We start from the raw sequence: 19857 nt of genomic DNA on the forward strand, positions 1-19857 counted from the left end.
GGGTGATCCCGCCAGTCGATTGTCCCTTTGGGCTCATGACTTGCGCTTGGGCTTGCTTCGAAGAAGGTCCGCATTGGGTCGCAACGGGTCAGACTGCTTTGCGCCTCCATTTCGGCCGTTGAAGCAGGCCTTGCACCTGCCGGAAAGCAGACATTGTCTAGTTTCAAGGTAACGGCATCTTTACGCCGCCGATAGCGGAGTAAGCGTTGTCGCATTCATGTCCTCGAACGCGTCGTGATCGTCCCCACCCGCTGTCACATCTCCGGCAGGCCGGCCTTTCGGAAGCCATCCACAAAGTGGTCACGTACAGATGCATCGCGCAGCGGCTGGGAGCTGAGCCAATGGCCGATCGTGAAATGAGGGTGGGCGATCAGGAACAATTCTGCTTCTCGCCGCGCCTCCTCATGGTGGCCCAACTGCGCAAGCGTAGCAGCCAGGAATTTGCGCGAGTTGGTACGATACGTGTTTTCCCTGCGGAGTGTAGCTTTCGCCGCCTCATAGTCACGCGCGGCGTATTGCGCCTGCCCAAGATGACAAAGATACCAGCACGCTGGATAGGGATTGAGCCGCAGAGCTTTTTCGATCTGCGCCAGTCCGTCGGCAACCCTGCCGTCCAGCACGGAAATGTCCGACATGGCGGCCCAGGTGTCGGCGTGGTTGGGGTCCAGCTCCAGGGCCTTGGCGAAGGCGGCCTCCGATTCCTCCCATCGCCGCTCATAAGCCAAAATGGTCCCCAGAACGTAACGGCAGCCGGCATCGTTGGGATCGAGGTCGACCGCATTCTGCGCGGACGTCGTCGCCATCCGACGGTTGGGATCTTCGGGCTCGCCGAAATGAGTCCAGGCAAGCCAACGGTTATAGGCGAGCAGACCGAGCGCCTCGGCATATGATGGCTCGAGCTTAACCGCGCGTTGGAGCAGCATATAGGCCTCACGCTCAGTTTGCGGCGACTCTTCCGTCAGAAGGCGGGCGCGGACACACAGATCGTACGCCTCAAAGTTTTTCGGCCGATTGCGTGGCGTCGGGATGGTCAGCCGGCCGACGAGGGCTTCAACAATCTTGGCGTTAACCTCATCCTGTAACTCGAAAACATCTTCCACCGTCCTGTCAAACCGGTCGGCCCACAAGTGCTGGCCGCCAAGCGCGTCGACCAATTGGGCATTGATGCGGACACGGCCCATTGCGCGTCTGGCGCTCCCCTCCAGGACGTAGCGGACGCCAAGTTCCTGGGCGACCAGCCGTACGTCGACCGGCTTGCCCTTGTAGCCGTACACGGAATTGCGCGCGATGACGAACAGGCCAGCCGTACGGGAAAGGTCGGTGATCAGGTCTTCAGTCAAGCCGTCGACGAAAGGCGCGTCCACTTCATCCCCACTCATATTCGTGAACGGCAATACAGCGATCGAGGGAATTTCGGGCAGCGGCAATATGCTCTGCAGCGCATCCGGCCAATGCCACACGTGGACCGGGCGAGTCAGGTTCTTCAGGTAGCGTTCGCCTGCATCAAAGAAACGGTCGTCGATCTTGCCGACGATCTCGCCGTGAACGCTGGCTGAAATGCAGATACCTCCCGGCGCGGCCTGAGTCTCGAGGCGCGCCGCGACATTGACCCCGTCGCCGAGGACGTCTGAACCGTCGTCAATGACATCTCCCAGATTGACACCTACACGTAAAAGCAGGTGCCGGTCTCCGGAAGCCTCAACAGCAGTGGTGGCCCGTTGCATTTCCAACGCTGCTGCGACCGCTTCCACCGCGCTACCGAATTCGATTAAGAAGCCGTCGCCCGCGACCTTGAAGATGCGACCATTGTGACGCATCACAGCCGGCTCGATAACGCCAGAACGGAGTTCCCTGAGGTTCGCCAGCGTTGCGACTTCATCTGCCTCCATCAGGCGTGAATATCCCACCATATCGGCAACGACGATGGCGGCAAGGCGACGCTGGAGAGATTGACCCGTCATGTGAGGACAAGCCTAATGACCGAGTTCACAAGTTACTGTTCAACCGCGGGTGAGTCAACGAGTGGCAAGAGGTAACATCCGATTCCCGACACTGACAAGCACCTCTATAGGCGCTCCTGGGCAACGGTTGGTTGCTGTTATTCCGCCTGGCAACCTATCGAGCAGTCCTGTCCGTGACCGTCATACCATGGGTGACGAGCGGCGGCTTCGCCGGAAGCGCCGAGTTCTGTTCCGCGAAATGCGCTTCGGGGTGAACCCGAACTGCAACTGCCTAAGTCTGCATTTCTGGCTCGCCCTCCAGATGCGGCCAGTCTCCTTCCGGCCCCCATTGAACCTAAAATTTGCGCGTTCTTCCAGCGGCCAATGGTGGCCGAAGGAGAACTCTAATGGGTATCGCAAAATATGATCCTGCTGCATTGGGGCGCCCGGCATGGAACGCTGGCCGGAAGGTCGGTGTAAAAAAGCCTCTCAAGCAGCGGCAGATTTGGGCAATTCGTTTCTTCCTTGATAGAGAGGGGCGCATGCGAGATCGAGCGCTGTTCGACCTCGCAATCGACAGCAAGCTACGAGGCTGCGATCTTGTTAAGATTAAGATCGGAACCCTCGTCACGGGCCAGGAGATCCGAACCCGCGCCATGGTTATCCAGCAGAAAACCGGACGTCCTGTACAGTTCGAAATCACGGCGGACGTCAGGGCAAGTTTGCTCCCGTGGCTTGAACGAAGAGGCGGCACCATCGATGACTTCGCCTTTCCCACTGGGGTCGATCATGCTGATCATCTTAGCACTCGCCAATACGCCAGATTGCTCGATGAGTGGGTCACTGCGATTGGACTGCGCGGCGAAGATTACGGCACGCACTCGCTCCGACGAACGAAGGCAGCGATGATTTACAAGGCGACGGGCAATCTTCGCGCAATCCAGATCCTGCTCGGACACACCAAGATCGAGAACACGGTTAGATACCTCGGTGTGGATATCGAGGATGCTCTCGAACTCGCCGAGCATACAGAGATCTGAAAGCTTGCAGCACCGCACCGAGCGATGCCGTTCGCACATACGCGAACGCCATCGTCCAAATGCGAGGGAGCGGCTATTCGCCCGCATGTCGGCCCACAGAGGGGATCTTTGTCTTCGCCCGGAAGCTGACATTGCGGTGACCACCACGAGTTCATAGTCGCCCCACAACCGGCCATTCCCGCAAGTTCGGTGTGCGTCACGCCCGACTCGCCCGAACGCTCAGCCACCGATCATGGGGCTTTCCGACGCACCGACGTACCTCGCTGACGATCCAGCCGGCGTCTGTGAGTGCGGACCGCAGGGCAGACTCGCGCCAGTACGTCTCGACGTAGCGCCGGGGCGCTGCAGCACTGCCGTGTGTGGACACATCCTCGCCTTCGCCCTCTCTGACCGAGGCGTGCAATCGCCACCAGGCCGGGTGGCCTCGGCAAGCTTTCCAAGCACCGTGCCGAAATCCTCGCGCGCGACATGAATCAGGCAGGCACAGGCCCAGATCCCGTCGTACGGCGTGCCGGGACGCTGCGGGTCGGCCAAGTCTTCGGTCAGCGGGTCCAACAGGTCGGCTTCGAAGCCACTTTCGCGAAGCAGTTCGACGAAACCCTTTGAAATGTCGGTACGCCGGACGCTAACTCCCCGCTTCTCAAGCTCAAGTGCATCTCGCCCGCCACCGCTTCCGATCTCCAGCACCCTGCCCGAGCCGCTCAGCTCGGTCACGAACGCATCGATCTCTGTCGCGACCCATTCGGGCATCGCCGCGGCCTCTGCAGCGTACTGCGCCGCGACCGTATCATAGGACCGCACGGTATCCAGGTCGGTGCTCATCCTAGCGCTCCTCCTTCAAGACAAGAGGCCTGATGAGCGAGAGGCGCATCAGCCCGTTGCGCCCTTCACACTTCGGGAGTTGGTGACATCGCGGGCGATTTGCTTCCCAGCTTTAGCAGAAATGCGATTAGAGACACCACCGACCGAGTCAATGCTTCCGGGCGGCTACGCGCCCTCATATTTGTCGTAAGGGAGCGCTGTGCTTTTTCCCGGAAGCGGACGTTGATCGCCTGCTAACCTTGGCCAGCGGAGCAATCACCTTTCCGATTCGATCAGGATCACCAAGGACTCTGGCACCACTCCATCGAAGGCCATCGCATCCGCGGCTTCCTTGCTCTGCATAGCTTTCATCATGGCGTCCATGTCCGGAACGTCCATAAGAACGGCCACCCGAGTCGGATTTTGTGGATCTACAAATGTTCGTATGTTGGTCACGCCGAGCGGACCAAAAAGCTCTTTGCGCTTCGGCGAGTCGAGCCAGTGCTTCGTTCCCTTTGTGATGTTATGGTGGCCAATGACTGTCGGCATTGCATCCTCCCCATCGTAACGGCGAAGGCCGGCCTCAACCAAGAGTGCCAAGATCCATCGCCGTCGAACCACGGAGCGCCGTTTTGGTTGGACTGTCAATTATTTCGTTAAGGGCGCGGAAGAACGATTCGGATAGGGCGTTTCTTGCGGACGGTTCGACCTCAATGAACCAGGATCGCGGTCACGCGGCTGTGGCTATTGACATGTGACATGCGCAAACAGCCGGACAACAACTGCAAAGGCCCGCGTGGCGGGCGGAAGCCGCCGTCCGGCGATCACCACGCGCATGGCCGTTCTGCGCCAACAGCAGTCGAATGACAGTTTCCGATCAGCGGCTGGAATCGAGCCAAAGCTGCCGTTCACGGATAGAGGCTAGGATTTCCGATGTTAGGCCCAAAGCAGTCGCCAGAGGCCCTGGCATGGCTCCAGCCCGCCGGTCCGCCGAAACTGCTCAGACCGCGCGAACTTCGGCGAGCCGCCTGACCGCATACTTGTCCTGCCAGCAAATGGCGGCTTCCCATGCGGCTGATGCTTGCGCGGCGATGTCATACGCGCCGTCGTCGAGATCGGCAGCGTTGCCGGGCAGCACGAGATCAAGGTCTGGGACGTCGACACGAGACTCATCCCAGTCGATCAACGCGACCCGATCTGCGAGGATGCGGACGTTGCCAGGGTTGTCGGGGTTGCCGTGGACAACGCATGTCTGACGCCCGACGAGCCGCGCCCACGCTGCCCGACATCGAATAACAGCCTCAGGGGGCATCGCGGCAAGGTTGAGCCTCGTTCCGGTCTCAGTGTGCAATAGGTCGGTCGAGGATCGCCAGCCCGGGCGCTGCGGCCAGCCCTGCGTCAACCGATGCAGCTCGCGCAGCGTGCCGGCGACGCGACGCCAGTCGGACCCTGTCTCGGGCGGTCCGCCCTCCATGTATTTCATTACCACCAGCCCGTTCACGAACAGTCGGCCGTCAGTCGTCGGAATCGGCACCGGAACGGTCATGCCTTCGCGGTCAAGATATTGGAGAAGCTCGGTTTCCCATGCGAGATCAGCGTCGCACCTGGAGCCGAGACGACCGACGACGATCTGCCCGTGGAGGCGAACACTCCACACGTCGTTGGCAGACCCACCGGTGAGCGGCTCGATGCGAACTACGTCTTCACCCCATTGCCCAAGTGCTTCCCATCCCACTGGCGATCCCCGACGGCCTTTATGACATTGCTGCACGAAATAGAGAAAGTTTGCGACGCCACAATGTCCGCTAGTGCCGCATTCCGGCCGAAGGCATTGTCGCCTTCCGGCCCTGAGCGGCCATCTGCTACCATTACGGTCTTCGGTATAGGTATTGACGCTTTTCCCTGCGAGGGTTGCTTTGCGCGTTCCTCTTTGCTGTCCGGAATAATGGTCGCGCTAACCGACCCGCTACTGCCCAGTAAGCGATGCCTCCCAAAATCCCGCACGAGGCCCAAATGGTGTCTTGGTAGGCGAAAAGCACATCGTAACGAAGTGGTGGCAGGAACGGTTTAGCGTTGGAACTTACAGCGTATCCCATAAGCGCCMAAGTTCCTGCATAGTAGGCGAGGCTGCGGTAGCCTAAGATTTCGGCAACACTCACAATCAACAGAACTGGTCGAAAGAAATAATACAAACTCAACAAGATTAAAGGCACAGTCGATCCAGGAAGTTGGATGGATTGAGAAACCCCGTCTTCACGTAAGAGCACTGTGATTATCGCGTGCGCCAATCCGAATGAGATTACTCCCGCAAGATAGCCCATCAAAATCATATAGATGCGTATCAGGAGATGCCCGAACGTTTCAAAAGCGGACTTGCAGTAGTCGATAACCATGCCAACTCCATAAATCCATCACGGGTGGAGGCCGCGCAAACAGAAGCAGAATGTTCTTTCGATTGTTTTCCGATCTTCTTTTGAATTTTAGCAATACCACTTCACCGTTGCCTCACCAACGACCGCTTCTGGCGCTTCTGGCGCTTCTGAGCCATGGCGCCTTGCGTTCTCTAAGGTGTGTCCGTCTTAGCCTTTTGCCACAAGTCGGTCAGCGATAGGCCCTTCCTGCCCCAGTTGTCGGTGTCCACCTCATCGATCACGACAAAGACATACTCAGGATCGCGGCCAAGCTCCTCGACAAGAACCTCAGTCATCCTTCGAATGACAGCACGCTTCTGATCGACGCTGGCGATTCCTTTCGCAATTTCAACTTTGACGTATGGCAACGGCTAACCTCCCATGCTGAATACCTACTCTATTGTCTTATGAGCCTCTCTTGCAATGACCGCAGTTGGCGCGAACCAGACCGCAACTGAGCGGCTACTTTACGTCCGCTTTCACCCAAGCAGACGCTCGGCTGGCAGACAGAAGCGACCGCTTGGGGCCAAACCGGACATTGGCGCCAAGAACTCTAATGTCCGTTTTTTGTGTCGGGTGTCCTCGCAGCGGACGGTCGGCTATCGGCCTCAAAGCCGAAATTGCCGCCGTAGGGCCGACTTGCGGCTGGGAATTTACAAGCCTCCGTGGACTCAGGCCCCCGCAACCAAACGAAACTTGCAAATTCGATAAAACAGCCCGCAGGGATTTCCCCTCGCGGGCTATTTGTGTTTAAGCCGCCGAGCGGACGCTGTCGAAGCCGGAACACCGGCTCCGCATTGAATGAGCTGCAGAGCATTCGCTACGCGGCATTGCATTGGGACGTAAAGCTTGGCACCGGTCGATGGACCAGCTCGAAGTTGGCCTGCGTGCAAATTCCGAGGCATGTCGCCCCCTGATTCCGAAATGATGCCGCCCCCCAATTCCGAGAATTAGCCGCCCTCGGGAGAGACGCTGTAGCCAGCATCTCCGACCAGCACCATGCGATTTTGCGACCATCTCTCCATATAAATTTGGTTGGCAAGATTTAGCGTGCATGTTAGCCGAAGAATCGAGCGCAGAAACCCCGTGATTACTGATAATGGGTTGGTGCGGTGTAAGGTCTCCGTGCTTTTATGGATTTGTGAGGGCTAAGTGTCGAACGACGGCGGGTCCCGTGCCTTGTCGAAGCAAAACGCCTACCAGTTCGGCGATTTCCGGTTGCTGCCAGAGGCCCAGGCCCTCCTGCACAACGGGCAGCCCGTCGCGCTCGGCGGGCGAGGTTTCGATATACTGACCCTGCTCGTGGCGCGGGCTGGCGAGGTAGTCAGCAAAGCCGACCTGTTCGCGCACGTATGGCCGGACTACATTGTTCATGACCATAATTTGAAGGTCAATGTCGGCAACCTTCGACGCTCGCTGGCCGAACTCGATCCTGTCACGGATTACATCGCAACGATCGCGGGCCGCGGCTACAAGTTCGTCGCCGCGGTGGAGAGCGATCGCCCGGCGGCAGCACGCAACATTGCTTCAATCACGAGTCATCATACCGCTCCACCGCAAGTGCGGCAGCTCCTCGGCCGCGATGACGCGATCCGGCAAATCTCCGAGCAGCTCGATCAACCGGGTTTTGTCACCATCGTCGGGCCAGGCGGAGCCGGAAAAACGTCACTTGCGGTCACAGTTGCTCAGCATTGCTGCGGCGCAGGCGAAGCCATTGCCTTTGTAGATCTCTCGACGCTCAGTGATCCCCGATTTGTGGTGCCCGCGATAGCCTCCGCTCTCGGCATCTCGCTTGGATTTGACGATCCGATCGCAGGCGTGATCGACGTCCTTCGTGGCAGCAAGCTGCTTGTGATCATCGACAATTGTGAGCACGTCATTGCGATGGCAGCGACGATCGTCGAGCGGATATCATCAGAGGTTCCTGCCGTCCGTATCCTCGCGACCAGCCGCGAGCCGCTGCGGACGCGGCACGAGCAGATCTATTTCCTCTCCGGGCTCGCTTATCCAGACCAGACGACGGCGCTCTCCACGAGCGACGCGCTGCAGTTTCCAGCGATCCAGCTCTTCATCACCAAGGCGCACGGCTCTGACGTTGCCAAACCAACTGACGAATATGTCCGGAATGTCGTCTCGATCTGCACACGGTTGGAAGGCCTGGCACTCGCTATCGAATTGGCCGCCGGCACGGCCAGTGTCCTTGCGCCCTCGGCGCTCGATGATCTCTTCAAGGATGGCTTTGATTCGATGAGTCGGGGAGCAAGGGATGCGCCCTTGCGCCACCAGACGCTGGAGGCCACCCTCGACTGGAGCTATCGGCTTCTTCCCGACCGCGAGGCTGTCTTGCTCGGTCTGCTTTCGGTGTTTTCGGGCCGTTTCAGCGCCGACGACGTGGAGGGCATGTATTCCGCCGGCGCTCTCGAGCCTATGACAGGACGCGATGCCCTGTCGCAGCTTGTGGCGAAATCGCTCGTCTCCGCGGAATACGACGGCGGGACTGTGCACTATAGGCTGGCCGAGAGCACCGGCACCTATGCTGCGCAGCGTCTCTTTGGTTCACGATATAGGGAGAAAGCAAGGCGACAATTTGCCATCCGGATAAGGGATAAGCTGCAGATCGCCGAACGGGAATGGTCCTCACAGACATCTCGCGAATGGTTACGGAAATATCGCAGGCAGATCGACGATGTCCGTGCCGCGATCGGCTGGGCATTCGATCCTGCGGGCGACGCTGAATTGGGCGTCGAACTGGTGGTCGCTGCATTGCCCCTGTGGCAAGAACTTTCGGCGTTCAGGGAAATGCTGGCGGCCATCGACCTTGCAAGCGCGAACAGCGCGGCACTATCAGGGCTCGTGCCTCTGGGCCGAGCCAAGCTCTCCACAGCGCGGGCCTGGGCCATGACGCTGGCGCGCCACATGCACCCGCAAACCGACGACGCTTGGCGCGAAAGCATCTTTCATGCGAGCGGATCGCGCGATGCCGAGTTCCAAATACGCTCGGTCTGCGGACAGGCCGTTTTTCTTGCTTATTCCGGTCGACCGCGCACGGCGTTACGCAATATGAACGATTTTGCGGCGGCAAAGGGTTTGGACTGGGCGACTGCGCCCGACGGCAAGCGCCTGTTGGCGCATATCGAGATCTACGCAGGCCAGCTAAATTCGGCATCGGCCCATCTCGATGCACTGATGGAGGATTGGGGTGACCTGGAAGATGGTCATGGACTGTCTCGGTTCCAGGTCGATTTGCCGGTTGGCATTCGTCTGTCGCAGGCATTTTTGTCCTGGTTACAGGGTGACCCTGATCGGGCCTCCCGTCTGGCCGCCCGTGCCATCGATCGAGCCGCCGATCTCGATCACATGATATCCCTGGGCAATGCGATCTCGCTGGCAGGCCTACCGATCGCTTTCGTGGAGGGCGAACTGGAAACTGCTTCGCAGCTTCAGCGGCAGCTGGCCGAAGTCAGCCGACGTGAAAGCGTCGGCATTTACGAAGGAACAGCCATGTTTTTCGCGGGCGCTATCCAGTCGACTCGAGGTGACAGTGCTGGTTTCACCTTGATGCAAGACAGCATCACCGGATTGCTCCGGGGAGGCTGGCGTGCTCGCGTCCCCTTCTACCGCAGCCTGTTGGCGGAGGCCTATATTGCCGCGGGCGAAATGCAACTTGCGGAGAATAATCTGCGCGCCGTGCTCACGGAAACCGGGATTCGTGAGGAACGTTGGTGGCATCCGGATCTCTGGCGCGTCGCGGGCTTGATTGAAGCCGGCAATGCGCGTCCACACAAGGCGTTGAGTTATTTGCAAAAGTCTTCAGACTGCGCGCGCGCCATGGGTGCTGGCGCAGCGACCAAGCGGACCCAGCTTGCCATGGCTACAACGAGCTTACGTTGACCTGGCGCTCCAGATCGCCGAACTATCTCCAAACTTTTGAAGTAGCGCGCCAATCTTGGCTTCGAAGATTGCTGCCGGCCAGTTTCAAGCCGCTCAATCCTTTCGTCGTGCGTCGAGGCGCTCGCGCAGCGACGCATTTTCTCGCTCGAGCAGGGTGACCTTGTCCAGAAGGTGCTGCGAGGCCGCCAGAAATTCGGCTTCCGTGTACTGCGGCACGATATGCTGCGGGCAGTTCCAGTCGAACGCCTCGAGCTTCAGTCTGAAAATGCGTTCGGCCTTGGCGCCATAATCACCGTCAGTGATTCTCGCTGTGAGCACCGGATCCGCGTCGAGTGTCAGCTTCTCGGCACGGGCATAGATCTTCAGGCGGGAGCGGGTGGGATAGTCGATCAGAAACAAGCATGCCCGGTCGTTCTCTGCCAGATTGCCGGTGCTGATATATTGGCGATTGCCGCGGTAATCGACGAAGGCGAGGGTGCGATCGTCGAGGACCTTGAGAAAGCCCGGAGGCCCGCCGCGATGCTGGACATAAGGCCAGCCTGTTTCCGAAACCGAGGCCATATAAAAGCTGTCGCGCTCCGCAATGAACGCGGTTTCTCTCACCGAGAACCGGTCGAATTCGCGGTGCCCCTTGAAGTCGGACCAGAGACGATCCGCTCCCATTTCCGCCTGCGCCCTGCGAACTGCAGGAGTGAGCGCGATATCCATGAAACCATAAGCCATATCGTGTCTCGCTGTTGTGTTGTCAGTTCATAGGGTGCCGGACGAATGCGAGCCTAGCTCGCCTCTCTCGCGGCTTGCTGCGCGCGCGTAGCTCTCGGCCACGGCCGCATAGTTGGGCGCGACAAGTCCGTAGAGCTTGCCGAGTTCGGCTGCCTCCGGCCGCGCCCAGGTGCGGTGAAGCTCGGACAGCAATGCGTTGGTCGATGTCGGTTTGACGCCGCCCTGCACAAAGCGGGCGAGCGAAATGCGCGAGGCCATTTCGCTCGGATCTCCCGAGGCATCGAGTACCGCATAAACGTCGTAGCCGGCGGCGCGGGCGTCGAGCGCCGGAAACATCACGCAGACGCTGGTCCAGACGCCCGCCATAATGAGAGTGTTACGGCCGCTCGAGCGAACCTGGGCGACGAAATCGTCATTGTCCCATGCATTCACTTCGCCCTTGCGCGGCACATAGATGGCGTGCGGTGCATATTCGTGGATCTCGGGCATCAGCGGACCATTGGTGCCGGCAGGTTCCGAGGCGGTCGTGATGACCGGGATACCCAGCAGCGTGGCGAGCCTGGCGATCATCTCCACATTCCGGCGGAGATCGGAGATCGATATGTCCTTCACGGTCTGGAATAGCCCCGACTGGTGATCGAGAAGCAGAATCAGGGCGTCGGAGGGATCGATGAGGGTCGCACCGCCACCGCTCGGAAGCACGCTCGACTTGGATTTGCTGTTGTACATGGTCGATATCCCTGTTTGAGTTTTAGTTACTGAGTTAGATTTCGCGCGAGGAAGTCGCGCATTACGGGGATCATCTCGTCCGCCTTGTCTTCGAGGGCGAAATGTCCGGTGTCGAAAAAATGAAGTTCGGCGTCGGGCAGGTCGCGGAGGAAGGCGCGCGCTCCGTCGAGCAGGAAGATGGGATCATTCTCGCCCCACAGGATCAGGGCCGGCGGCCGATGCGCGCGGAAATAGGCGTGAAAAGCGGTGTAGAGCGTGACGTTGGTCCGATAGTCGTAAATGATGTCCAGCTGGATTTCCGCGCTGCCCGGGCGGTCGAGGAAGAGCTGATCGTACAGCCACGCCGCGGGATCGATCCGCGCCTCGTCCCTTGTGCCGGTGAGATATTGGAAACGCGTGCCGTCAAGCGACAGAAAAGGCCGCATCGCGTCGCGGTTTACCGGACCGTTGTCGGCCCAATAAGCGCGCGTCGGCGCCCAGAACTCCCCCATGCCATCTTCATAGGCATTGCCGTTCTGTATGATCAGAGCGGTCAACCGGTCGGGGTGCGCGAGCGCCACGCGAAACCCGGTCGGCGCGCCATAATCCATGACGTAGAGAGCGTAGCGTTCCGCACCCAGCTGCTCAAGAAGGCTAGCGACGACGTTTGAGAAGGCGGCAAAGCCATATCCGAAGTCGCTCGAAGAAGGCATCTCTGACAGACCGAACCCCGGAAGGTCGGGCGCGATCACATGATAGCGGTCGGCGAGCGCTGGAATGAGGTTGCGGTACATGTGCGACGAACTCGGAAAGCCGTGAAGCAACACCACGACAGGTGCGCCCCGCTCTCCCGCTTCGCGGTAGAATATTTTCACCCCGGCAACGTTGGTGGTTCGGTGGTAGGTGACGGGCCGGGTCATTGTCTGTCACCTTGCATCGGCGTTGCGGCCGAGGCGGCGGCCGCGATGAACGCGACGACTTCCCGCGGGTGCGACATCATCACGGCGTGGCTGCTGTCGATTTCGGTGATCGCTGCTGCCGCGCGCTGGGCCATCCGGCGCTGCGCGCTTGGAGGCACCATCTTGTCGGCGGAAGCGACGAGATAGAAGCTGGGTTTGGTCATCCATGCTGCACGGGTGAGGGGAGCGACTACGGCCGCAAGGCCCCAAGGTAGCTGCGCTGCCGCCATGAACCGCGTGGTCGCGAGGGGGACATCGGCTGCGAAGGCTTCCGAAAAGCGGGCCGGGTCGACAACGAAGTAGCCGTCCTGCGGGGGCAGCAACGGTGCCTTGGTCTCGCCGGGCTCTTCCGGAGCTTCGTTCAGCGCTGCAACGGACTCGCCGACATCGGGCACGAAAGCCGCAATATAAGCCAACGCTTGGACCTTTGGGCTGGCGCCGGCTTCGGTGACGACGGCCCCACCGTAGCTGTGGCCTACCAAGAGCACTGGGTGGCGAGCCGCAGCGATCAGGCGCTCGGTGGCGGCAACGTCCCCTTCAAGCGAGATCGTTGGGTGTTGGGCGACAAGCACTTCAAATCCGCGGTCGACAAGTTCGCCATGGACCTGTTGCCATCCCGAGCCGTCGACAAAGGCACCGTGCACAAGGATGATTGAGAGGGATGGCGCCCCAGCTGCCTGGGTGCCCAAATCGGGATTGGTCATATCTCTTCCTTTCAGGGTGTTGGCCGCAGGGCCGGTGGCCCCGCGGGACGCGTCACTTGCAAAGCTTGCGGTCGAGGAAATCTCGGATGAGGGGCGCCATCACGTCGAGCTTGTCCTCGAGGGCGAAATGGCCGCTGTCGAGAATGTGCATCTCGGCGTCGGGGAGATCGCGAAGATAGGGGTGCGCGCCGGACTCGGGGAAGATCTTGTCGTTCTTGCCCCAGACGATCAGCGTTGGCGGTTTGCGCTCGCGGAAGAAAGCCTGGAACTGCGGGTAAAGCGGCACATTGCTACCGTAGTCGCCCAGAAGATCCAGCTGGATGTCCTTGTTGCCCGGTCGATCGAGCAAGGCCTGATCGACGACCCAGTTGTCGGGGCTGATCCTCGCGACATCGCCCATCCCGTCGGTATACTGAAACTTCGTGGTCTCGAGCGTAACCAGGCCGGCGAGTGCTTCCCTGCGTTCCGGCGTCTTCTCGGCCCAATAGGCCTTGATCGGATCCCAGAATGCGGCGAGGCCTTCGGTATAGGCGTTGCCGTTCTGCACGATCAGGGTTTCAACCCGGTCGGGATGTTTGAGCGCGAGCCGGTATCCAATCGGTGCGCCGTAATCCATGACGTACATACTGTAGCGATCGGCTCCGACCTTTTCGGTCAGCTTGTCGACGATGTTGGTCAGGTTCGCGAATGTGTAGTCGAACTTTGTGTGGTCGGGTGCGTCACTCTGGCCGTAGCCGGGATAGTCGGGCGCAATCACGCGGTAGCGGTCCGCAAGCAGCGGAATGAGGTTGCGGAACATGTGTGACGAGGTCGGAAATCCGTGCAGGAGGAGGATGACCGGCGCGTCCTTGGGGCCGGCTTCGCGATAGAAGACCTTCACGCCGTCGATCAATGTGCTTTTGTAATGAATTAGGGGAACTGCCTGCGCGGCGGCTACCGCGTTGGTCGGCACACAGCGGGCATCGGCCGCAGCGGGAGCGATGGCTACAAAAAGTGCGATGGCGGCGCTAACGAGATGTTTTTTCATGATCCTTGCCTTTCCAAAATGGGTGCAGATCGAACATCGGCACCTCTGGAAAAGAGGACTATCAGCAGCGGGCTTCGGCCCTGGGATAAATAAGGGTAAAAAGTTGAACCGTCAGCCTTGGCTGAACGCACAATGAGCAGCCTGAACCGCTCGATCCAAACGAAAGCCAATCCATTAAAGCAGCGTCTTGGGAAGATCTGTCTGCCTTTTCGGCTCTTTTGGCGGCCTCAATTTATATCCATGATAAAGGACATTATCATGGATATTCGTGAGCGCTATGAACAGCCCACCTTTCCTTTTGTGATCGCGGCCGCGAGATAAGCTCCTTCACCGATAGGAGCGGAACGGGATGGTTGGAGATCGCGCTGGGTTGGAAAGTCCTGCCTTGGGCCTGGAAGGCTGAGCGTGAAGCGATGACACAGCAGGAGCGACGGGTGGCATGACACAGAACAGCCAGGGGACGACAGCACGACCGAAGCTCGATGACGAGGCGTTCGAAACCTTCATCAGGGGACGTCGTCCGGCATCGCCAATCTGGTCAATGAGCGGTCTCGATGGCTATCTTACAGCTCTCATCATCGGCCCGAAGTTCATCGACCCACGCAAATGGATCCCGGAACTGACCGGTCCGGATGCCCTGAATCTGCCGATGGAAACAACCGAACATCGGGCCGTGCAGACGATCGTTGCGGAGTATAACCGCATCTCGGCGAGCCTTTCCGAAACACCGAAAGACCACCTGCCCAGGTTCACCAAGCTCGATGATCAGACCTTTGATCCATTCGATTGGGACCTCTGCTTTCTGCTGGGAACAGGGTACACGCCCAAGCTTTGGCAGCCCGTCCTTCGAGGTCATGCCGTCACTGGCGATATCATCGCGCCCATCCGCAAGCTCGGAGAGGCAAAACGGAAAGCGACCCGCCAGGATGCTGCTGACGTCGCCGAAGCACTCGTCAATATCCGAACCTACTTTATGCCGAAGCGGGTAAAGCAGAAGATCTGACCGAGTGTCAGAAACCTATGCTGTCAATTACGAAAGCCGTGGGCCATTCGTTGCGCTCACGATCTTCAACTGCTCTGCGTCGGCGTGACGACAGATATAGTCCGACCCTTTATGCAGAAATCTCGGGGAAGTGCTCAACCACACCTCTGACGCCGCGGACACTCTCGGCGGCTACGCGCGCCGCCTTCTTGCACTCAGTGGTGTCAACGTTTCCCCACAGGTGAGCTACCCCGTCGGAGACGGTTACCGTCATGTCTTTTCCTGCAAGACCCGTGTTTTCGCTGAGGCGGCTCGCAATGCTGCGACGGATGGCCTCGTCACCCGGTGCGGTTTCATCCTGGTTCGCCGCGATGATCGCCTCCAAAAGGTTCGCGCGACTGATGATACCGACCAGTTGACCCTCTCTGACCACAGGAATGCGCTTGATGCGATGTTCCTGCATCAGCCTGGAGACGTGCCCGAGAGATGCGTCCTCGTCCACGACCACTGGGTCGCGGCTCATGACATCAGCCACTCTCCACGCATTGCTCTTGACATACGAGCTGGCTTTCTCCTCGGCAGTTGAGAGGGGTGTTCCAAGTTCGGCAGTGGCTCCCCCGCCCAACTCCGTTCTTCGCAGCAGGTCACCCTCACTGATAATACCAACGAGGCTACCTGCATCATCGATGACGGGGACACCGCTTATGCGATTGGCAAGCATGATCTCGGCGGCCCGCCTGACACTGTTGTCAGGTGATACCCCGACAACCTTCGTGATCATCACGTCCTTGACCAGCATGGCAGCACGACCTTCCCTTCGGGGCACCGAGCCGCTCGCAAACTACACCTGTTGCGGGCGTTCGACAACCATTTCACCGGCATTGGCGTGGCAGCGCCTCAAGCCCGGCTACCCGTCCACTGCCATCCGCCATCCTCTCCGAATTCCAACACCGCATCGTGACAATCGCGCAGGGCGTCGGTTTCCGCGCTGTTGATGCAGGTTATTGAATTTTCGGAAAGGATTTGCAGGATCCTGTGAAGCTTGTCGAGACCCAGTGTTGTATCAATACGGTCCAGGAAAGCGAACCGCGGCATCGCGATAAGAATGCTGACGAGTGCCAGGAGTTGCTGCTCCTGCAGTGGAAGCAACATTTCCCAGTCTTTCTCCACATCTAGCCCGCCCGCCTGCTCCAGCACATGTTCAAGATTGAGGTCGTGCAAGTACCGCACGATGCGTTCCTGGGGGACGTCGGCCGCGCGTGCATTGCGGACAAGAACCTGGCGTAGCGTGCCTGTCGGAAGATAAGGGCGCTGAGGGAGAAAGAGTATGTCGTCGAGGGCTGGCCGGACGATACGTCCGGATCCCTTGACGGAAATGCCGGCCGTTGCTTTGAACAGCGCTATTCGAGCACCTTGAATGGGCCCTGTGATCAAAACGCGCGTTCCGACGGGGATCGAAAGCGACAAGTCTTTTACGAGAGGGACCTTGTTCGCTGGTGACAACAGAGTCAACCGCTCGTAGGCCAGGCGCCCTGTTTCCTCGGTAAACTCGATACCCGCTTCTACGGGTGTTTGGACCTGTTCCATAGCCTCCATCAGGGAGCTAAGCCGCGCGACGACCGCGGCGAATGTCGAAATGGACTGAAACTGGGTTATGATAAGCGAAAACGCGCCCACGAGCATTGCGAAAGCCGCGCCGGATTGGGTTATCACCCCGAATTCGATGTCCCCTCTGATATACGCAGGCGCAATGATCAATGCGGGAATGATTTGGATCAGCCAGTTATAGCCAGTTGTGAAAAAGCCCACGTTGCGGTTGATCGCGGTGACTTTGCGAAAGTTGGCGACTGCCTCCTCGAGCCGCTGCAGCAGCCGAAAACTCTGCTGTCCTTCGCAGCGCGCCAACATAATGGATTTGGCGTTTTCTCGAACTTGAATTAGGCCGGAGCGGAAGCTCGCCTCCTTGTCGAGTTGGTCATAGTTCAGCTTGATCAATGGTCGTCCAAGCATGATCGTCAGGTACGACCCGCCAGCCGCATACAGCACAGCGACGACAAACAGCGGGGGGCTTATCGACCAAAGCACTCCGGAAAATGCGATGATCGTAAGGCTGCTGTTAAGAGCCATGAGGATGAATGACAGCGTAGTCACCGTGAATGCGCGCATGTCCTCAGCGATCCGCTGGTCGGGGTGAGTGAGCTGCCCGGAAACGTCCAGATGGTAGTAGGTCCCATCAGCCAGATAGGAACTGACAGCCCGCCGGGTGAGGAAATCTCGCCAAAGCAGTGCAAGTCGCTCTTCGATGAAACGGGAGACGACCGAAACGATGGTGAATGCCGCGAAGACCGCAACGTAAAATGTCGCCTGCCGGATGAACTCAGCGGTTTGGCGATCGGCGATCGCGGTCATAAAGTTGCGGCCTACGTAGCTGCTTACAACGTTCAGGCCGCTGAGCGCGAACAAAAGCGCCACCAATCCGGAAAACATCACTCCGGCTTTTCCGCCCACCTCGGAAGTCAGGAAGACCTTGAGCGCTCGCACGAAGCGAACAGCAGTTGTCCGGAAGGGAATCTGTTGCTTGTCCATGGCAGTGGTTTGCCTCCCGAGTCACGACACGAGCCAACCCGTCGGTGCCTTGCACGTTCGGGCTGGGCTCAAGGCATCTCCAGTACAGAGTGGAGCGCCGTTCATCTCCCACGCCCTCCACTGCCGCCACCGCCATTGCAGTTATGGAAGTTTCCGCCTGACCGCGCAATACATCGGCCATAGGCGCGGTTCAGTTCATCTGCCGTCCATCCATGTCAAACGAGAAGTCATCGTCGAAATTCGATGAAGCGTGGCGCGGGCAAGGATGTCGATGCAATACCCCGCGACGCGACAATCGTTCTTGCCCTCCGATCTGGACGATGAGCGGCATCGACGGCTATCTGACGGCGCTTGTCATCGCTCCGAAGTTTATCGACCCACGCCAATGGATCCCGGAGCAGGCCGTGCAGACAATCGTTGCGGAATAGAACCGGATCTCGGCGAGCCTTGCCGAAACACCTGAGGAACACCGGCCCAGGTTCAGCAGGATCGACAACCAAACCTTCGAAACCATGGATTGGCACAACAGCTTCCTGATGGGGACAGGCTTTTCGCAGAAACAATGGCGGCCGGTCATCCGTGGCCATGCCGTCACTGGCGATATTATCGCGCCGATCCGCATGCTCAGTGAAGCTACTGGGCCGGCTACCCAATCGGATGCAGCGGTCGCTGAATCACTCGTCAGGATCCGAAGCTACTTCATGCCAAAGCGGACAAAGCAGAAGTTCTGATAAAAAGCGCAACCGACATTACGTCAACGCCAGAAGCGGTGGGCCGTTCGTCGCGCTCACGAATAAATCGCAAAGCGTGGTAACAAATTCTTGTGCGCATGCGTAGAGGGGTAATGTCGGGTGAAACAGTCGGCACGTGAACAGGAATGGTCCGGCTGGATGCGTGAAGCCATCGAAGGCGATGCGCGCGCGTATCACCGCTTCCTTTCAGCCGTCACGCCGCATCTGCGCGCAATGGCGCGTCGGCGCTGCGGCCAATTCGGCGCGCCCGTCAGCGAGGCCGAGGATGTGGTTCAGGAGGTCCTGCTTGCTGTCCATTTGAAGCGTGGAACCTGGGATCCGAAACGGCCGATCGGCCCTTGGCTGTCGACCATCGTGAGGAACAAATTGGTGGACAGCCTGCGACGGCGCGGCCGGCATGTGAGCGTGCCCATCGAGGATGTGATGGCCACATTGGAGGCGGAAGAGCAGGCGGACGTTTCGGATCGGCTCGATGTCGAACGTCTGCTGGAGCAGCTGAAGGATCCGGGGCGCGAGATCGTGCGCTCCATCTCGCTCCAAGGCGCGGGTGTGCGCGAGACCGCGGCGCGGTTGAAAATGAGCGAAGGAGCCGTTCGCGTGGCTCTTCACCGGGCGCTGAAGTTGCTGGCCGCCCACTATCGGAGAGATGAACGTGAAAACGGATGAACTGATCGACCTTCTTGCGAAGGACGCTCCGGTACGCATGCGGCACGGTCGCATGATGGCTTTGGCGCTGCTGGTCGGTGCTGCGATCTCCATTGCCTACATGATTTTGTTCGTCGGCGTCCGGCCCGATATCCAGACCGTCTTCGATACGCCGCGCGTCTTCTTCAAAATCTGCCAAACCCTGATCCTGGCTGTCGTCGCAGTCGCGCTTGTTTTTTCGATCGGCCGTCCGGGCATTGCGCTGAAGACCCGCGCGCTGGCGTTTGCCTTGCCCGCAGTGCTGCTGGTTGTCGGCATTGCGACCGAGCTCGCCGTTGTGCCGGAACAGAATTGGATGACGAGCATGATCGGCAATTATGCCGATTATTGCATCTTCTACGTTCCTGTTCTTTCGCTTGCGCCGCTTGCCTGCTTGCTCTTGGCGCTGAAAGAGGCAGCGCCCGATAAACCCGGTCTTGCCGGCGCTGTGGCCGGCCTCGCCGCCGGCGCCATTGCCGCCGCAATCTACGCCTGGCACTGCCCTGACGACAGTCCTCTTTTCCTTGCGGTCTGGTATACGACCGCAATCATGATAGTGACATTTTCCGGCTTCGTCGTGGGCCGGAAAATTTTGCGATGGTGAGTCGTGGCGGCGCCCCGCTGCGGGTCCCGACGATGAAGGGCCGGC

16 protein-coding genes and 2 pseudogenes are annotated in these 19857 nt (G+C 59.3%); 6 read left to right on the top strand and 12 right to left on the bottom strand.

The genetic code is table 11. The features are described from left to right. Positions 1-254 precede the first annotated feature (254 nt). Positions 255-1961 (bottom strand): adenylate/guanylate cyclase domain-containing protein, encoded by a 1707-nt coding sequence (locus tag AC1DMK_RS22550; RefSeq protein ID WP_477862163.1) that lies wholly within the window; start codon positions 1959-1961, stop codon positions 255-257. A gap of 386 nt (positions 1962-2347) precedes the next feature. Between AC1DMK_RS22550 and AC1DMK_RS22555 the strand changes: the two genes are divergently transcribed. After that, on the top strand, positions 2348-2980 hold the full coding sequence (locus AC1DMK_RS22555) for a tyrosine-type recombinase/integrase (protein ID WP_477862165.1): 633 nt from the start codon (positions 2348-2350) through the stop codon (positions 2978-2980). A gap of 196 nt (positions 2981-3176) precedes the next feature. Here AC1DMK_RS22555 and AC1DMK_RS22560 read toward each other — a convergent pair. The 4 genes and pseudogenes from AC1DMK_RS22560 to AC1DMK_RS22575 all read right to left on the bottom strand — a co-directional run bounded on the left by AC1DMK_RS22560 (position 3177) and on the right by AC1DMK_RS22575 (position 6560). Further along, positions 3177-3802: pseudogene (locus AC1DMK_RS22560) on the bottom strand (class I SAM-dependent methyltransferase). 255 nt (positions 3803-4057) lie between these two features. Further along, positions 4058-4330 carry a hypothetical protein gene (locus AC1DMK_RS22565; RefSeq protein WP_341487399.1) on the bottom strand — a complete coding sequence of 91 codons (273 nt, stop codon included), beginning with the start codon at positions 4328-4330 and terminating at the stop codon, positions 4058-4060. A gap of 451 nt (positions 4331-4781) precedes the next feature. Next, a complete protein-coding gene (locus AC1DMK_RS22570; protein ID WP_477862168.1) occupies positions 4782-5516 on the bottom strand; it encodes a phosphotransferase enzyme family protein in 735 nt (244 codons plus the stop codon). Between the two features lie 828 nt (positions 5517-6344). After that, positions 6345-6560 carry a tautomerase family protein gene (locus tag AC1DMK_RS22575; protein WP_477862170.1) on the bottom strand — a complete coding sequence of 72 codons (216 nt, stop codon included), beginning with the start codon at positions 6558-6560 and terminating at the stop codon, positions 6345-6347. 811 nt (positions 6561-7371) lie between these two features. Between AC1DMK_RS22575 and AC1DMK_RS22580 the strand changes: the two genes are divergently transcribed. Next, positions 7372-10083, top strand: coding sequence for an ATP-binding protein (locus AC1DMK_RS22580; RefSeq protein ID WP_477862172.1), 2712 nt, complete (start codon positions 7372-7374; stop codon positions 10081-10083). A gap of 93 nt (positions 10084-10176) precedes the next feature. Here the strand turns inward: AC1DMK_RS22580 and AC1DMK_RS22585 are convergent, their stop codons facing one another. From AC1DMK_RS22585 to AC1DMK_RS22605, 5 genes are read right to left on the bottom strand one after another with little or no spacing between them, the layout of a single operon-like run. After that, a complete protein-coding gene (locus tag AC1DMK_RS22585) occupies positions 10177-10806 on the bottom strand; it encodes a pyridoxamine 5'-phosphate oxidase family protein (RefSeq protein WP_477862174.1) in 630 nt (209 codons plus the stop codon). A 27-nt stretch (positions 10807-10833) separates the two neighbouring features. Beyond that, a complete protein-coding gene (locus AC1DMK_RS22590) occupies positions 10834-11535 on the bottom strand; it encodes an isochorismatase family protein (protein WP_477862176.1) in 702 nt (233 codons plus the stop codon). A 26-nt stretch (positions 11536-11561) separates the two neighbouring features. Further along, complete coding sequence (locus AC1DMK_RS22595) at positions 11562-12434, bottom strand: alpha/beta hydrolase (RefSeq protein ID WP_037065347.1); 873 nt, start codon at positions 12432-12434, stop codon at positions 11562-11564. After that, positions 12431-13177, bottom strand: a complete 747-nt coding sequence (locus tag AC1DMK_RS22600; protein ID WP_477862178.1) for an alpha/beta hydrolase — start codon at positions 13175-13177, stop codon at positions 12431-12433. Before AC1DMK_RS22600 ends, AC1DMK_RS22595 begins: the two co-directional genes overlap by 4 nt. Before the next feature lie 52 nt (positions 13178-13229). Continuing rightward, the gene (locus AC1DMK_RS22605) at positions 13230-14204 is read right to left on the bottom strand and encodes an alpha/beta fold hydrolase (RefSeq protein ID WP_477862180.1); all 975 of its coding nucleotides are present in this window, start codon (positions 14202-14204) and stop codon (positions 13230-13232) included. Positions 14205-14643: 439 nt separating this feature from the next. On the opposite strand from AC1DMK_RS22605, the gene AC1DMK_RS22610 reads away from it, so the two are divergent. Further along, positions 14644-15207 carry a UPF0149 family protein gene (locus AC1DMK_RS22610; RefSeq protein ID WP_477862182.1) on the top strand — a complete coding sequence of 188 codons (564 nt, stop codon included), beginning with the start codon at positions 14644-14646 and terminating at the stop codon, positions 15205-15207. A 109-nt stretch (positions 15208-15316) separates the two neighbouring features. Here AC1DMK_RS22610 and AC1DMK_RS22615 read toward each other — a convergent pair whose 3' ends face one another. Next, positions 15317-15985 (bottom strand): CBS domain-containing protein, encoded by a 669-nt coding sequence (locus AC1DMK_RS22615; protein WP_037065354.1) that lies wholly within the window; start codon positions 15983-15985, stop codon positions 15317-15319. A 98-nt stretch (positions 15986-16083) separates the two neighbouring features. Continuing rightward, positions 16084-17772 (bottom strand): ABC transporter ATP-binding protein/permease, encoded by a 1689-nt coding sequence (locus tag AC1DMK_RS22620; protein WP_477862184.1) that lies wholly within the window; start codon positions 17770-17772, stop codon positions 16084-16086. A gap of 302 nt (positions 17773-18074) precedes the next feature. Between AC1DMK_RS22620 and AC1DMK_RS22625 the strand changes: the two are divergent. The 3 genes and pseudogenes from AC1DMK_RS22625 to AC1DMK_RS22635 all read left to right on the top strand — a co-directional run. Beyond that, a pseudogene (locus AC1DMK_RS22625) lies at positions 18075-18503 on the top strand (UPF0149 family protein); the annotation flags it as partial. Positions 18504-18623: 120 nt separating this feature from the next. Next, positions 18624-19190, top strand: a complete 567-nt coding sequence (locus tag AC1DMK_RS22630; RefSeq protein ID WP_477862186.1) for a sigma-70 family RNA polymerase sigma factor — start codon at positions 18624-18626, stop codon at positions 19188-19190. Next, positions 19171-19812 carry an NrsF family protein gene (locus AC1DMK_RS22635; protein ID WP_477862188.1) on the top strand — a complete coding sequence of 214 codons (642 nt, stop codon included), beginning with the start codon at positions 19171-19173 and terminating at the stop codon, positions 19810-19812. The genes AC1DMK_RS22630 and AC1DMK_RS22635 overlap by 20 nt, the downstream gene beginning before the upstream one ends. Positions 19813-19857 lie beyond the last annotated feature (45 nt).

Source organism: Rhizobium sp. 05L419 (assembly GCF_056397845.1).

Bases quoted from the DNA above. Each gene is read 5' to 3' on its own strand.
- AC1DMK_RS22620 (WP_477862184.1), bottom strand. From the start codon at position 17,772: ATGGACAAGCAACAGATTCCCTTCCGGACAACTGCTGTTCGCTTCGTG.
- AC1DMK_RS22615 (WP_037065354.1), bottom strand. From the start codon at position 15,985: ATGCTGGTCAAGGACGTGATGATCACGAAGGTTGTCGGGGTATCACCT.
- AC1DMK_RS22595 (WP_037065347.1), bottom strand. From the start codon at position 12,434: ATGACCCGGCCCGTCACCTACCACCGAACCACCAACGTTGCCGGGGTG.
- AC1DMK_RS22600 (WP_477862178.1), bottom strand. From the start codon at position 13,177: ATGACCAATCCCGATTTGGGCACCCAGGCAGCTGGGGCGCCATCCCTC.
- AC1DMK_RS22635 (WP_477862188.1), top strand. From the start codon at position 19,171: ATGAACGTGAAAACGGATGAACTGATCGACCTTCTTGCGAAGGACGCT.
- AC1DMK_RS22610 (WP_477862182.1), top strand. From the start codon at position 14,644: ATGACACAGAACAGCCAGGGGACGACAGCACGACCGAAGCTCGATGAC.
- AC1DMK_RS22585 (WP_477862174.1), bottom strand. From the start codon at position 10,806: ATGGCTTATGGTTTCATGGATATCGCGCTCACTCCTGCAGTTCGCAGG.
- AC1DMK_RS22550 (WP_477862163.1), bottom strand. From the start codon at position 1,961: ATGACGGGTCAATCTCTCCAGCGTCGCCTTGCCGCCATCGTCGTTGCC.
- AC1DMK_RS22590 (WP_477862176.1), bottom strand. From the start codon at position 11,535: ATGTACAACAGCAAATCCAAGTCGAGCGTGCTTCCGAGCGGTGGCGGT.
- AC1DMK_RS22555 (WP_477862165.1), top strand. From the start codon at position 2,348: ATGGGTATCGCAAAATATGATCCTGCTGCATTGGGGCGCCCGGCATGG.
- AC1DMK_RS22605 (WP_477862180.1), bottom strand. From the start codon at position 14,204: ATGAAAAAACATCTCGTTAGCGCCGCCATCGCACTTTTTGTAGCCATC.
- AC1DMK_RS22565 (WP_341487399.1), bottom strand. From the start codon at position 4,330: ATGCCGACAGTCATTGGCCACCATAACATCACAAAGGGAACGAAGCAC.